Raw genomic sequence first — 14,277 nt, forward strand, 5'->3', positions numbered from 1 at the left:
GAAGAAGAAGCCGTCGCAGGTCGCGCACCAGGAGACGCCACGACCGGAGAGCGCGTCCTCGTTGGGCAGGCCGAGCTTGCGGTGCTGGGAGCCCGTCGTGACGATGACGGCCTTCGCACGGTGCACGGTGCCGGCGGTGTCGGTCACGGTCTTGATCTCGCCGGTGAGGTCGACGGCCACGACGTCGTCCGGGACGAGCTCGGCGCCGAAGCGCTCGGCCTGGGCGCGCATGTTGTCCATGAGCTCGGGGCCCATGACGCCGTCCTGGAAGCCCGGGAAGTTCTCCACCTCGGTGGTGTTCATCAGCGCGCCACCAGCGGTGACGGCGCCCTCGAACACCAGCGGCTTCAGCGACGCGCGCGCGGTGTAGAGCGCCGCCGTGTAGCCGGCGGGCCCGGAGCCGATGATGATCACGTTACGGACGTCGCTCACGGCTTGATTCCTCGTCTCTGCGGGACTGCTGCGTACTGCCGGGGGAGCCTCTTCTCCGGACTCTCACCCCACCCAACGGATCCTACGGGGCATGCATTCCCGACGTGTCCGGGCGCACGTCGGGAGTGCGTTCGGACCGCGTTCAGCCGCGGTCGTAGGAGTGGGTGTACAGCAGGGTGCCCGGGGTGGCGGAGGACTTCCCGGCGCAGGAGGCATCCACGACGTATGCCGTGACACGGCGCTCCGGAGCATTCCGGTCCGGCAGGACGACGAGGTAGGCATCCTGCCCCCGGTACGTGCCCTTCTCGGACGCCAGAGGGGCCTCGGTACGTCGGGTGCCCTGCTGGACGCAGGGGGGCAGGTCGTCCTCGGCGAGCTTGGGCATGGGGGAATCGGTCCGCGGTGTCTTGGGACCGCTGTCCTGAGTACCGAAGGAGGGCTCCTTCGTCTTCTTCCCGAGCAGATCCGAGACCTTGTTCCCCAGGGTGTCCACGGCGAAGGTCCCTGGCGCCTCGGACGAGGCGCTGGGGCTCTTGTGTGCCGTCGGCGACGTGCCGTCGTCACGGCTCTGCAGCAGAAGCGTGCCCACACCGAGTGCGGCGACCGTGAGCACCGAGCCGATGGCGGCGGTCGTGCGGCGCCGCATGCGTCGGGCCTTCCGTCCCGGTCCGGAGGAGCCGGTGCCTCGTGCATGCCCGGCGGGCCGGTCCGCCGGACGCCCCGCGACCGTGGAACCGCTCGATGTTTCACGTGAAACAGAGGCGGTCTCCCGGCCTCGCTCCGGGTCCTGCACCGTCGCGTGGACCGCTTCCTCGTCGGCCGTCCCCTCGTCGTCGACCGGTACTGCGGCGGGCGTGCCCTCGGACAGTGTCCCGGTGGCCGGTGTCTCGGCCTCGGGGGCCAGCGTGTCCAGCAGGGCCTCCGCCGCCAGGGCGGCGTCGATGCGACCCGCGATGTCCTCGGGCATCCGAGGGGGGCCGGGCAGAGTGCCGAGCAGGCCCCGGATCTCCTCCAGGGAGGCATGGACGTCGGCGCAGAGCGGGCAGCCGATGAGATGCTGCCTGATCTCCGCGGTCCGGGCGGGCGGCAGCAGGCCTTCGGTGAGATCGGAGATCTCCGAGACCTCGGGGTGCTCCGACGTGTCGGTCGTGGAAGTCACGCTCGCCCACCTCCGCCCTTCACCGCAGCCGAATCATTGGGTCCTGCCTCGCCGTGAGGCCCTGCTGCGGGTGGGACGGATGTCCCCTGCGTCCGGTTCCGCCCGGAGGACTCCTTCTCGCCGTCGGGGTCCTCGGTGTGGCCGGCGCGGAGGTGGGCGACGAGGGGCAGAAGCCGGGCGCGGCCGCGCGCGCAGCGGCTCTTCACGGTGCCGGTGGGGACATCGAGGACCCGTGCGGCCTCTGCGACGGGATACCCCTGCATGTCGACGAGGACGAGCGCGGCGCGCTGATCGGCCGGGAGCAAGCGCAGTGCGGCGAACAGTTCACGGTGCAGGTCGTTGCGCTCGGCCGGTGCCTCGGCCGACTCGTGCGGCTCGAGAAGCTGCTCGAAGCGTTCGGTGTCGTCCATGGGGGCGGTGCGGCGGGATGCCGTCTTGCGTGCCCGGTCCAGGCACGCGTTCACCGTGATGCGGTGCAGCCACGTCGTCACCGCCGACTGTCCGCGGAAGGTGTGGGCGGCCCGGTAGGCGGACACGAGAGCGTCCTGGACCGCGTCCGCCGCTTCCTCCCGGTCCCCCAGCGTGCGCAGGGCGACCGCCCACAGCCGGTCGCGGTGGCGCCGCACGATCTCGCCGAACGCGTCCTTGTCCCCTGCGACATGACGGGCGAGGAGGTCCTGATCGCTCACTCCGCCGTAGGCGTCGTCCACTGCCGAACCCCCTCCCCCTGGTGCGTCCCGCGTCGTCAGCCGGTGAACTTCACTTCCGTGATGCCCTGCTTGTATCCGGCGCTGCTGTACCCGTCCTGGCCGGCGTGCGGCAGAGCGGTCAGCCACACGAGCACGTACCGCGTCCTGACCGGCTTGCCGGTCTTGACCGTGGCGGACGTCTTCGACGTGTCCGTCTTGGCGCCTATCCGCTTCAGCCCGCTGACCGAGCCGGGGCTGAGCGAGTCCGCGGCGTACAGGGACACGGTGGTGTGGTCGCCGCCGTAGCGCAAGCCGATGGTCGCCGCCGACACGTCCTTGGCCGAGCCCAGGTCGTAGACGATGCCGACGCCGGGCTTGATGACCATCGGCGGACCGTCGAGGAAGGACTTCGTGCGCCAGAACGTCGAGGTGTCGCTGTCATAGCTCTTGGCGACGCCGCCGGAGTCCTGCGCGCTGCCCTCGGCGACGTACTCCTGGGCACCGGAGATCGCGAACGGCTTGGCGGGCTTCTTCTCGCCCTTGTCGCCGCCGTCCGTCGTGTGCGTCGTGTCCGTGCCGTCGCTCTCGCTCTGGTCCATCAGGGCGTCCGCCAGCTGCCAGCTGCCGAGGCCCAGAGCCGCGATCAGGAGCGCCGAGACGGCCCACTTGAGGACCTTGCCCGTGCGGCTCTGCAGCGGCGGCGGAGGAACCGGCAACGGCTGCGTCGCGGGCGACGTGCGCCCGTAGTTCCCCTGCTGGTACGTCGTCCGCTGGTACTCGGGCGGCGCGGTGAAGGCAGGCTCCGGCGGGCGGATCTTCGGCATTTCGCCGATCGCCTTCACCAGGTCCTCGGGCGTCGTGCACGGCGGCTCCTGACGCGAGGCCGTGGCCCCGTCGTTGGCCAGCGCGCGCATGGCCAGCTCCGCCAGTCCGCGGTGGACGCCCGCCCGTACCTGGTCGGGTGCGATGAGGCCGACGCCCTTGGGCAGGCCGGAGAGGCCGTACGCGTCGTTCTCGTAGGGCCAGCGCTGGGTCAGGGAGGCGTACAGGAGCGCGCCGATCGCCTCGGTGTCGGTGCGCTGGGGCGTGTCGGAGGAGATGCCGCGCAGCGCCGCGTTCACGGCCAGGCCGCGGATGCGCCACTGACCGGTGGAGGTGCGCAGCACGGCGCTCGGCGTGAGGCGCAGATGGGCGAGGCCTTCGCGGTGCGCCGCCGCCATCGCGTAGGCGACCTGACTGACCATCTGGTACGCGTCGTGCGCCTCCAGGGAGTTCGCCGCGAGCAGCGCGGTGAGCTCGGTGGCGTCGGGCAGCCACTCGTGGACGACGTAGACGAGGTCGTTCTCCTCGACGGCGTCGAGGACCTGGACGAACCGGGGGTCACCGAGGAGGGCCGACGAGCGGGCCGCGGCGAGCACCGAGCGGGCGCGTGGATGGTCGGCCGGCAGCAGGTGCACACCGACCGCGCGGCGCAGCTTCTCGTCGACCGCACGCCAACTGCTGAAACCGTCCAGACGGGTGACGCACTCTTCGAGCCGGTACCGTCTGGCGAGCTTGTGGCCGCTGTGCAACTCGGGCGGTGCGGACGTCGAGGGGCTCAGGTGCGTGCCCGTCTCCGCCGTGTCCACGGTCTCCTCGTGGGCCGGTGCGTCCTGCTCACCGGCCTGGGCCACCCCGTCGGCCGTGGCCTGCTCCGCCTTGTCCGTCTCGGCGTTCAGCGGTTCATCACCGCCGTTGTCGGCCACGTCGACGGCAGCCGTGCTCCGTTCCGCCACCGTCGTTCCTGCCTCCCCATCCGTTGCACTCACTCCGACGCCCAACCAATTGTGCCCACAGTCCGACGCTATGCACGACACGCGGTGGTCGCCGAAGGTTGTAGGCGGATCCCGTCGGCTAGCGGCCGAGACGACCGCGGACCATGCCGACCATCGAATTCAGCTCCTCGATACGCATCTTGCGGGCCGCCGCATAGAAGACGGCCAGCAGGGCGACTCCACCGACGACCAGAGCCGCGATCGATCCGAACACGCCGTGGCCGAGCACCTGGGTGAGCGCGTACCCGATTCCGCCGCCGATCACCGCAGCCGGCACCGACGCGAGGCACAGACGGGCGTATGTACGCACGACCTGGCGGCCGTCGAGGTCTCCGCCCAGGCGGTTGCGCAGACGACGCCAGGCGACACCCACGCCGATCGCGTAGGCGAGGCCGTAGGAGAGGGCCATGCCGACGACCGCCCAGCGCGCGGGCAGGATCAGGTAACAGACGGCGGAGGCAGCGGCGTTGACGGCCGCCACGATGACCGTGTTGTAGAAGGGCGTCCGGGTGTCCTCGTACGCGTAGAAGCCGCGGAGCACGACGTACTGCACGGAGTACGGGATGAGGCCGAGGCCGAACGCCATGAGGATGTAGCCCATCGACTGGGCCGCATCGGTGCCGCTGCTGCCGAAGAGCAGGGTGCACATCGGGATGCCGAGGGCGACGAACATGAACGCGACCGGGACGATCGCCACCGCGGAGGTGCGCAGGCCGGACGAGATGTCGTCCCGCACCGCACCCTGGTCGCCGTCGTGGGCGGAGCGCGAGATGCGCGGCAGCAGCGCGGCCATGACCGAGACGGTGATGATGGCCTGCGGCATGCCCCAGATCAGCTGGGCGTTGGAGTAGCCCATGATGCCGGTGCCCTTGATGGGCGAGGCATCGCCCGCCGCCGTGGCGAGCTGGGTGACGACCAGGACGCCCGCCTGGTTGGCGAGGACGAACAGCACGGTCCACTTGGCGAGCCGGACGGCCTTGCCGAGCCCGTGGCCCTTCCAGTCGAAGCGCAGACGGAAGCGGAAGCCGGTCTCGCGGAGGTACGGGATCATCGCGAGCGCCTGGACGAGGAGTCCGAGGAGCGTGCCGACGCCGAGGAGGCGGACGCCCTCCGGCGGGATGTTCTGCACGGTCAGGTGCGAGTCGGCGGCGGTCCCGTACACCCAGAGGAACAGGCCGAACGTCGAGATCATCACGATGTTGTTGAGGACCGGGGTCCACATCATCGCGCCGAACTTGCCGCGGGCGTTGAGGATCTGGCCCATGACCACGTGCACACCCATGAAGAAGATCGTGGGCAGGCAGTAGCGGGCGAACGTCACGCCGACGTTGTTCGCCGCCGGATCACTGGCGACCGGCACGGACATCAGCTTGATGAGCACCGGAGCGGCGAGGACGACGATCGCGGTGATCACCGCCAGCGCCACCATCACCAGGGTCAGGAGCCGGTTGGCGTATGCCTCGCCGCCGTCGTCGTCCTCCTTCATGGAGCGGACGAGCTGCGGGACGAACACCGAGTTCAGTCCGCCGCCGACGGTCAGGATGTAGATCATCGTCGGCAGCGTGTAGGCGACGGTCCAGGTGTCACCGAGCAGACCCGCGCCGAGCGCCGCGGTGATCACCACGGTGCGGACGAAGCCGGTGAGGCGGGACACGAGGGTGCCGGCCGCCATGACGGCGCTGGACTTCATGAGGCTCGTGGCGCGGCCCGCCTTCTTCGGGGCGGCTGCCGGGGCGGCCACCGGCGGCGGCGCCGGGACCGCCCTGCCGAGGTACTGGGTCTGGTCGTCGGCCGGCGGCGCCACGGACGCCTGTCCACCGTTGTAGCCGGGCTGCTGGTCGCGGAAGAGGTGCGCGAACGCGTCCGGCTCCTCCCGCTCCTCGCCGGCCTGCGTCACGAGGTCGTCCACGCCCACGAACTGCGTCGTCCGTGCGTCGTCGCCGTACGGCAGGTACTGGGTGGGGCCCTCCGGCTCCGGCGCGGGCGTCTGGGCCCACACCCGGGGGTCGGGCTGGTACTGGTTCACCGGGGGCTGGCCGTACAGCGGCTGTGACGTGTACGTGCCCGGGGGCGGCGGGGGGTGCGCGGCGCGGTCGTACAGCGCCTCGGCGACCGGGTCCTGGGCCGCGAGGTCGTGCGCGCGGTAGGGGTCCTGGTCATAGGCGTCCTGCAGATAGGCGTCCTGCGGGTACGCGTCGGGAGCGGGGTGCGGCTGCGGGACCTGCCCACCGGCTCCCTGGGGCCCGGCGTGCGGGTGGCCATCGCCCGAGGCAGAGCTGCCCGAGCCCTGGCCACGGTCACCGTTGTACGGCGCGTTCATGGATACCCCACCTCATCGTCCCGGGCCCACCGGCCACGACATCGCTCAACGGTCCACTCTCTCACCCGTGTCCGACGGGGCCGTGCTTTCCGAAGCGGTGTCAGCGGTCGGGTCACTCGCCTGCTGCGGAACCTCTGCCCGGGTGGGGGACTCCGGGGACTCCTCGGACGCGTCGTCCGCCGCCTCCTGCGCCTCGTCGTCCGGACCGTCCTCGCCGCCGCGCGCCGCCGCGGCGCGCTTGCGCTGGATGTACATCCGGAAACCGGCCAGGACCAGCAGCAACACACCACCGGCGATGACGAGCATGACGGTCGGAGTGATCTCCGTGACGTCGACCTTGAAGTCGAGCTCCTCGCCGTACGGCTCGCCGTCCTCGGTGAAGAGCTGCGCGTGCACGGTGATCGGGCCCGTCGCCTTGGACGTCGTGGTGAACTTCACGGACTGGCTGTGGCCGCTCGCGATCGTCACCTCCTTGTCCTCGAAGTCGTGGTCACCAATCTTCAGGCGGGTGCCGTTGTCCGAGCGCAGCCGCAGGACGAGGTGGTCGACGTCCTGCCACAGGTTGTTCTGGACCGACACGGGGATCGTCGCGCTCCGGCCGGAGAGCCGGACGGTGGACTTCTCGATCAGGGTGACCTGGTCGGTCAGCCCCGACAGATACGTCGAGACGCCGTAGCGGAAGGAACCGGACTCCTTGGCGCGGCCGCGCCAGGACGTGGACATCTCCCGGTCCATCGCGCGGCCGAAGGGCGTGACGACGCGGGACTCGTCGGTCAGGACGACCTTGAAGTTCTCCAGATCGCGTTGGGTCGCCTGGATCTGCTCGAACGCGGACCTGGGCAGCTCCTGCCGGCGCAGCGACGCCGGGTAGGAGCGCGCCGAGGGGACGCGCGTCGTCGCTCCCGGGTCGGGCGCGGCAGCGGCGGCCGCCGACAGCGACTGGGGCTGGGACCAGCCACTGTTCTGGAGCTCGCCCACCGCGCGGGCCAGGGCCTGCGCCTGCGTGGCGGACGGCAGGCGCTGTGGAGCGATGACGACGCTGCGCTGCTTGTCCGTCTGCAGGTTGAGCATGAGGCTCTGGGCGAGGAAGCGCTGCACCGCGAGTGTCGTGTTCTCCGCGCCCGTCATGTCGCCCTCGAACGCGGTCGACAGCCGGGCGTCGCTGACGACGGCCGTGGCGCCGCCGCCGATGGGGCGCGCGGCCGACGGGGTGTACGGCAGGTTGCTGGTCTCCCGCAGGCTGTCGCTCCGCGCGATGATCTTGTCGGCGCCGGCCGATGTGGCGACCTTCACGACGTCCGGGTCCACGGCGCCCTCGGCGGGCCAGGCGTAGGACGTGTCCGGCTTCACGTGCAGCACGGTGTCCACGGTCGCCACGGCGGCGTCCGTGGCGGCCTTGAGGTGGCTCAGGGATCCACCGACCTTCGTGCCCGCGTGGGCCAGCGAGGCGAGGTCCGGGTCCGCGAAGGGCAGCGTGACGACCTTCTGGCCCTGCACCGCGGTCTCCAGCTGGCCCAGCCACTGTTTGGCGAGCGCCTGGTCCTTGCCCGAGGTGAGGTTCCCGTCCGCGTCCTTGATCTTGTACGACTCGGTCATCGCGTCGACCGACGCCAGCAGGTCGGGGTCGACGACCCAGGTGACGTCCAAGGCGCTGCCCAGCGTCAGCATCTGCTGGAGCCGGCCGCCGGGACCGATCTCCTGCGCCAGGCTGTCGTCGTCGAAGACCGGCGTCTGCTCCTCGTTCGTGCCCGTCTCGGCCGTGAGGTGCGTGTCGGAGAGGAGCGGCCACAGGACCGTCGTCTTCGTCCGTGTGTCGGGCCCGTCCGGCTGCCACGGCAGGAAGGTCCGCTGGATGCCGAGCGTCTGCTGGTAGGGCTGCGCGGCCGTCTGCCCCATGAGGGCGACACTGATCTGGTAGACGCCGTCGGCGCCCAGGTGCAGCTCCTTGACCGGCACGGCGAGCGTGAAGTCGTGCGAGACGCCGGGCGCCAGCCGCGAGAACTTCTGCGCGTACTTGGCCGCGACCTCGGTGCCGTCCGGAGCGCCGCCCGTCGCCCCCTTGGCGGCCTCGTCGATCGCGGAGCGCCCGCCGTAGGAGGTGCCGACCCGCAGGCCGACATGGGCGCCCGTCACGGCCTGCTTGCCGTTGTTGGTGACGTGCCCCTTGACCGTGACCGTGCCGCTGTCGTCCGGCGTGGTCGGTGAGAGCGACGTCACGGAGACATCGACGGTCTTCGTCCCGGTCGCGACCGCAGCCGCCGTAGGGGCCGTCGCGTGGGCCGCGGGGGCACCGGTCAGCAGGGGCAGCGCCGCGAGCAGCGGCGCCGCGGCCAGTGCGGCCCCGGTGCGCCGCAGCAGTCGGCGGGCAGGAGAGGGAGTCGTCATCCCTGGGAAGTCTGCCGCCTCGGCCACGTGCTCGTCCGTCCCTCGTCGTCGTCAGTGGTCGCAGATGTGTCCACGCATGGTAACGAGGCGCGCTGTGGCCGGGTGTCCGGGTCCGCCCCACAAGATCGTAGAGCCCTCGCGGGGGTGCCCCGGCAAACGGTTCGGCCAGGGGCGCCGGGGGCACGTACCCTGTCCTGTTGTGCCGAACGCCAATGAAGACAACGCCAGTGCCCTGAGCGAGGTGCAGAGCCGCGCCGTCAGCGAGCTGCTGCGGGTTTCGCCCGTCGCCGACGACCTCGCCCGCCGATTCCAGGAGGCCGGGTTCTCCCTCGCCCTGGTCGGCGGCTCGGTACGAGACGCGCTGCTCGGCCGCCTCGGCAACGACCTGGACTTCACCACCGACGCCCGCCCCGAGGACGTTCTCAAGATCGTCCGTCCCTGGGCCGACGCCGTGTGGGAGGTCGGAATCGCCTTCGGCACCGTCGGCTGCCAGAAGGAGGCCCGCGTCGACGGCGTCGACCAGAGCTTCCAGGTCGAGGTCACCACGTACCGGTCCGAGGCCTACGACCGCACCTCGCGCAAGCCCGAGGTGTCCTACGGCGACTCCATCGAGCAGGACCTCGTCCGCCGCGACTTCACCGTGAACGCGATGGCCGTGGCACTCCCCGAGAAGGCGTTCATCGACCCGCACGGCGGCCTCGGCGACCTCGCCGCCCGGGTGCTGCGCACTCCGGGCACGCCTGAGGAGTCCTTCTCCGACGACCCGCTGCGCATGATGCGCGCCGCCCGCTTCGCCGCGCAGCTCGACTTCGAGGTGGCTCCCGACGTCGTCACGGCGATGACGGACATGGCCGGCCGGATCGAGATCGTGTCCGCCGAGCGGGTCCGGGACGAGCTGAACAAGCTGATCCTCTCGGCGCACCCCCGCAAGGGCCTGACGCTCCTCGTCGACACCGGTCTCGCGGACCGGGTCCTGCCCGAGCTGCCCGCCCTGCGTCTGGAGCGCGACGAGCACCACCGGCACAAGGACGTCTACGACCACACCCTGATCGTGCTCGAGCAGGCGATGGCGCTGGAGACGGACGGCCCCGACCTGACGCTCCGGCTTGCCGCGCTGCTCCACGACATCGGCAAGCCGCGCACCCGCCGCTTCGAGAAGGACGGCCGCGTCTCCTTCCACCATCACGAGGTGGTCGGCGCCAAGATGACCAAGAAGCGCATGACCGCGCTGAAGTACTCCAACGAACTGGTGAAGGACGTCTCGCGCCTCGTCGAGCTGCACCTGCGCTTTCACGGGTACGGCACCGGTGACTGGACCGACTCGGCCGTGCGCCGGTACGTCCGCGACGCGGGGCCGCTGCTCGAGCGGCTGCACAGACTCACCCGGTCCGACTGCACGACCCGCAACAAGCGCAAGGCGAACGCCCTCTCCCGCGCCTACGACGGGCTCGAGGAGCGCATCGCCCGGCTGCAGGAGCAGGAGGAGCTGGACTCCATCCGCCCGGACCTGGACGGCAACCAGATCATGCAGGTCCTGGACGTCGGTCCAGGCCCGGTGATCGGCCAGGCGTACAAGTTCCTGCTGGAGCTGCGCCTGGAGAACGGGCCGATGGAGTACGACGCCGCGGTGGCGGCGCTCAAGGAGTGGTGGGCCGGTCAGTCGCAGGACTGAGTGCCGGACGTCTGCGGCGAGCGGAGGGGCGGTGTTTCACGGGCGGTGTTTCACGTGAAACACCGCCCCTCTCGGTCTCTCCCCTCACCTGACGAGAGCGATGGCGATGGCGAGAGCGACGGCGATGGTGGCGACGGCGTCCGGCCGTTGTTTCACGTGAAACATCACGCGAGGCTCCGCCGTCCGTAGCGGGCCATGGCCACCGACACCGCGCCGTACAGCGCAGCCACGAGGATCACCAACGGTCCGGAGCGCCCGTCCGGCGGCAGCATGAGGGCAGCCACTCCGGCCGCCCCGACGAACGAGATGTTGAACAGCACGTCGTAGACCGAGAAGATCCGCCCGCGGAAGCCGTCGTCCACCGATGACTGGACCAGGGTGTCGGTCGCGATCTTCGCGCCCTGAGTGGTGAGCCCCAGCACGAAGGCAGCCACCAGTATCGGCGCAGGCTCGAAGGCGAGACCGAGGGCGAGCTCGAGGACGGCCGCGATGCCCGCGCAGACCGTGATCCAGCCACTCGCCCCGAAGCGGCCGGCTGCGGCCGGGGTGATGACGGCCGCGACGAAGAAGCCGGCGCCCGAGACACCCAGGGCCAGACCGAGCAGCGCCAGGCCCTGGGACTCCGTGGACGACCAGGCGTACCGGCACAGCATCAGCACCATGACGAGCAGAGCCCCGTAGCAGAAGCGCATCACGGTCATCGCGGCGAGCGCTCGGGTGGCCGCAGGCCGGGAGACGAGGTGGCGTACGCCGGCCTGGAGCTCCCGGGCGGTGCCGGTCAGTGCGGTCCGGAGCCGTGGCTGCACCAGCTCCGGGTCGGGACCGAGCAGCTCCGCGTTCATGGACAGGGAAGCGAGCGCGGCACAGAGATAGAGGAAGGCGCCGAGGAGAACCACCGCCGCGTCGGAGTCCGAGGCGACCAGACGCACCCCGAAGGCGAGACCACCGCCGATCGTCGCGGCCAGGGTGCCCGCCGTCGGCGAGAGCGAGTTGGCCATGACGAGCCGGTCGTCGTCGACGAGCCGCGGCAGGGCGGCAGAGAGACCTGCGAGGACGAAGCGATTGACCGCTGTCACACACAGGGCCGACGCGTAGAAGAGCCAGTCCGGTGAGTGGATCAGCATCAGCACGGCCGTCGCGGTGGCGAGCACCACGCGCAGGAGATTGCCGTAGAGGAAGACCTGACGGCGGCGCCAGCGGTCGAGCAGGACGCCGGCGAACGGACCGACGAGGGAGTAAGGGAGCAGCAGGACTGCCATCGCGGAGGCGATCGCCGCGGGAGAGGTCTGCTTCTCCGGAGAGAAGACGACGTACGTGGCGAGTGCGACCTGGTACACGCCGTCCGCTCCCTGGGAGAGCAGCCGCAGCGTGAGGAGACGCCGGAAGTCGCGCAGGCGCAGCAGGACGCGCAGGTCACGGACGACAGCCATGGGGCACAGCCTCACACATGAGGAAGGCCCCCGGAGGCACGACGTGTGCGATCCGGGGGCCTGCACGGCCTCAGGCCACGGGTGCTCGGCACGCTTCATGTTTCACGTGAAACACCCGTTGGGGAGTCAGCGCTCGACTTCGCCCTTGATGAACTTCTCGACGTTCTCGAAGGCCTCGTCGTCGAAGTACTGAACCGGCGGGGACTTCATGAAGTACGAGGACGCGGAGAGGATCGGGCCACCGATGCCACGGTCCTTGGCGATCTTCGCGGCGCGCAGGGCATCGATGATGACACCCGCGGAGTTCGGGGAGTCCCAGACCTCGAGCTTGTACTCCAGGTTCAGCGGGACCTCGCCGAAGGCGCGGCCCTCGAGGCGGACGTACGCCCACTTGCGGTCGTCGAGCCACGCGACGTAGTCGGACGGGCCGATGTGGACGTTCTTCTCGCCCAGCTCGCGGTCGCGGATCTGCGACGTGACGGCCTGGGTCTTCGAGATCTTCTTCGACTCGAGGCGGTCACGCTCGAGCATGTTCTTGAAGTCCATGTTGCCGCCGACGTTGAGCTGCATGGTGCGCTCAAGACGGACACCGCGGTCCTCGAACAGCTTCGCCATCACGCGGTGCGTGATGGTGGCGCCGACCTGGGACTTGATGTCGTCGCCGACGATCGGGACACCGGCCTCGGTGAACTTGTCCGCCCACTCCTTGGTGCCGGCGATGAAGACCGGAAGGGCGTTGACGAACGCGACCTTGGCGTCGATGGCGCACTGCGCGTAGAACTTCGCCGCGTCCTCGGAGCCCACGGGCAGGTAGCAGACGAGAACGTCGACCTGCTTGTCCTTGAGGATCTGGACGACGTCGACGGGGGCCTCGGCGGACTCCTCGATCGTCTCGCGGTAGTACTTGCCGAGACCGTCGAGCGTGTGGCCACGCTGGACCTGGACGCCCGAGTTCGGGACGTCGCAGATCTTGATGGTGTTGTTCTCGGAGGCGCCGATGGCGTCGGCGAGGTCGAGGCCGACCTTCTTCGCGTCGACGTCGAACGCGGCGACGAACTCGACGTCACCGACGTGGTAGTCGCCGAACTGGACGTGCATGAGGCCGGGGACCTTGGTCTCCGGGTCAGCGTCCTTGTAGAACTCGACGCCCTGCACCAGCGAGGCGGCGCAGTTGCCCACGCCGACGATGGCTACGCGAACCGAACCCATTCCGGTTGCTCCCTGTGTGTACTGGTGAAGTCCTGAGCGGACTTCACATGGCGGTGTCATCGGACGGATCCGGCCGGGTGCTGTCCCGGTGCCGGGGCAGGCCGCCCGTCTCTCCAGATGTGTCCTGCTGAGCTGCTTCCCCCGGGCCCGACCGTCGCTGGTCGCGGCCCGCGCGCTCGCTCTCGATGAGCTCGTTCAGCCAGCGCACTTCGCGCTCCACGGACTCCATTCCATGGCGCTGCAGCTCAAGCGTGTAGTCGTCCAGGCGCTCCCGGGTACGGGCGAAGGAGAGGCGCATCTTCTCGAGGCGTTCCTCCAGCCGGCTGCGACGGCCCTCCAGGACGCGCATCCGCACATCGCGCGAGGTCTGCCCGAAGAAGGCGAATCGCGCGGCGAAGTGCTCGTCCTCATAGGCGTCGGGGCCGGTCTGCGAGAGCAGCTCCTCGAAGTGCTCCTTACCTTCCGCCGTCAACCGATAGACGATTTTGGCGCGACGTCCTGTGAGCGGGGCCGCAGGAGCGTCGGTGGGACCGGCACCCGATTCCTCGATCAACCAGCCGTTGGCGACCAGCGTCTTGAGGCAGGGGTACAGGGTCCCGTAGCTGAAGGCCCGGAAGACTCCCAGCGAGGTGTTGAGTCGTTTGCGCAGCTCATAGCCGTGCATCGGGGACTCACGCAGCAGTCCGAGAACGGCGAACTCAAGGATGCCGGAGCGCCGGCTCATCTCGCCTCCTCACTGCTGCGGGCCCGTGTATCGACTCTTTATGTCGAGCTGATGTATCGGCTCGATACATCCTGACGATAGAACGAGCCTGCGGATGCGACAAGAGGGGGCACGGTGAACGGCGTCACATCACTGATTCGTAGGATGCAACTTGCCTGATTTGGGGTGAACTTCGCCCCTCGGTGGGTTTTGACGGTGCGTAGTCTGTCCGCCATGCAGACCACCGGGAACCAAGTGACGCCTGGGGGCGTCGTCGTCCCCGGTGCAGTACGGCTGAGCTCCGGAACGGGCTCGTCCGTACTTCGGGGGGACCGGAAACCAGCCGCCGTCCAGGCGCGCACACCGCGCCTGCCCGAGGAGTAGTCGTTCGATGAGCGAGCACCGTCGCAAACCGCCGCAGCCGCAGGGTGGCGGGCGCGCCGCGGCCCGTCGCGGAGCATCGT

10 protein-coding genes are annotated in these 14,277 nt (G+C 70.0%); 1 reads left to right on the forward strand and 9 read right to left on the reverse strand.

The window, feature by feature from the left end; genetic code table 11:
- The 6 genes from GTW43_RS31155 to GTW43_RS31180 all read right to left on the reverse strand — a co-directional run.
- The coding region (locus tag GTW43_RS31155; RefSeq protein WP_161305328.1) for an FAD-dependent oxidoreductase at positions 1-432 on the reverse strand (432 nt) is incomplete at its 3' end.
- A 142-nt stretch (positions 433-574) separates the two neighbouring features.
- A complete protein-coding gene (locus GTW43_RS31160; protein WP_161305329.1) occupies positions 575-1,591 on the reverse strand; it encodes a hypothetical protein in 1,017 nt (338 codons plus the stop codon).
- On the reverse strand, positions 1,588-2,301 hold the full coding sequence (gene sigM / locus GTW43_RS31165) for an RNA polymerase sigma factor SigM (protein ID WP_161305330.1): 714 nt from the start codon (positions 2,299-2,301) through the stop codon (positions 1,588-1,590). Before sigM ends, GTW43_RS31160 begins: the two co-directional genes overlap by 4 nt.
- 35 nt (positions 2,302-2,336) lie before the next feature.
- Positions 2,337-4,055 carry a protein kinase family protein gene (locus tag GTW43_RS31170; protein WP_161305331.1) on the reverse strand — a complete coding sequence of 573 codons (1,719 nt, stop codon included), beginning with the start codon at positions 4,053-4,055 and terminating at the stop codon, positions 2,337-2,339.
- 118 nt (positions 4,056-4,173) lie between these two features.
- Complete coding sequence (murJ, locus tag GTW43_RS31175; protein ID WP_161305332.1) at positions 4,174-6,414, reverse strand: murein biosynthesis integral membrane protein MurJ; 2,241 nt, start codon at positions 6,412-6,414, stop codon at positions 4,174-4,176.
- A gap of 45 nt (positions 6,415-6,459) precedes the next feature.
- Positions 6,460-8,826, reverse strand: coding sequence for a DUF6049 family protein (locus GTW43_RS31180; protein WP_161305333.1), 2,367 nt, complete (start codon positions 8,824-8,826; stop codon positions 6,460-6,462).
- 172 nt (positions 8,827-8,998) lie between these two features.
- On the opposite strand from GTW43_RS31180, the gene GTW43_RS31185 reads away from it, so the two are divergent.
- Positions 8,999-10,471: a CCA tRNA nucleotidyltransferase gene (locus GTW43_RS31185; RefSeq protein ID WP_161305334.1), complete on the forward strand. Its 1,473-nt coding sequence runs from the start codon at positions 8,999-9,001 to the stop codon at positions 10,469-10,471.
- 164 nt (positions 10,472-10,635) lie between these two features.
- Here GTW43_RS31185 and GTW43_RS31190 read toward each other — a convergent pair whose 3' ends face one another.
- The 3 genes from GTW43_RS31190 to GTW43_RS31200 all read right to left on the reverse strand — a co-directional run bounded on the left by GTW43_RS31190 (position 10,636) and on the right by GTW43_RS31200 (position 13,834).
- The gene (locus GTW43_RS31190; RefSeq protein ID WP_161305335.1) at positions 10,636-11,901 is read right to left on the reverse strand and encodes an MFS transporter; all 1,266 of its coding nucleotides are present in this window, start codon (positions 11,899-11,901) and stop codon (positions 10,636-10,638) included.
- Between the two features lie 126 nt (positions 11,902-12,027).
- Positions 12,028-13,110, reverse strand: coding sequence for an inositol-3-phosphate synthase (locus GTW43_RS31195; protein ID WP_161305336.1), 1,083 nt, complete (start codon positions 13,108-13,110; stop codon positions 12,028-12,030).
- Between the two features lie 43 nt (positions 13,111-13,153).
- Complete coding sequence (locus tag GTW43_RS31200) at positions 13,154-13,834, reverse strand: PadR family transcriptional regulator (protein ID WP_161305337.1); 681 nt, start codon at positions 13,832-13,834, stop codon at positions 13,154-13,156.
- Between the last annotated feature and the right edge of the window lie 443 nt (positions 13,835-14,277).

This window comes from Streptomyces sp. SID5785 (assembly GCF_009870065.1).
In the GTDB taxonomy this organism is placed as follows: domain Bacteria; phylum Actinomycetota; class Actinomycetes; order Streptomycetales; family Streptomycetaceae; genus Streptomyces.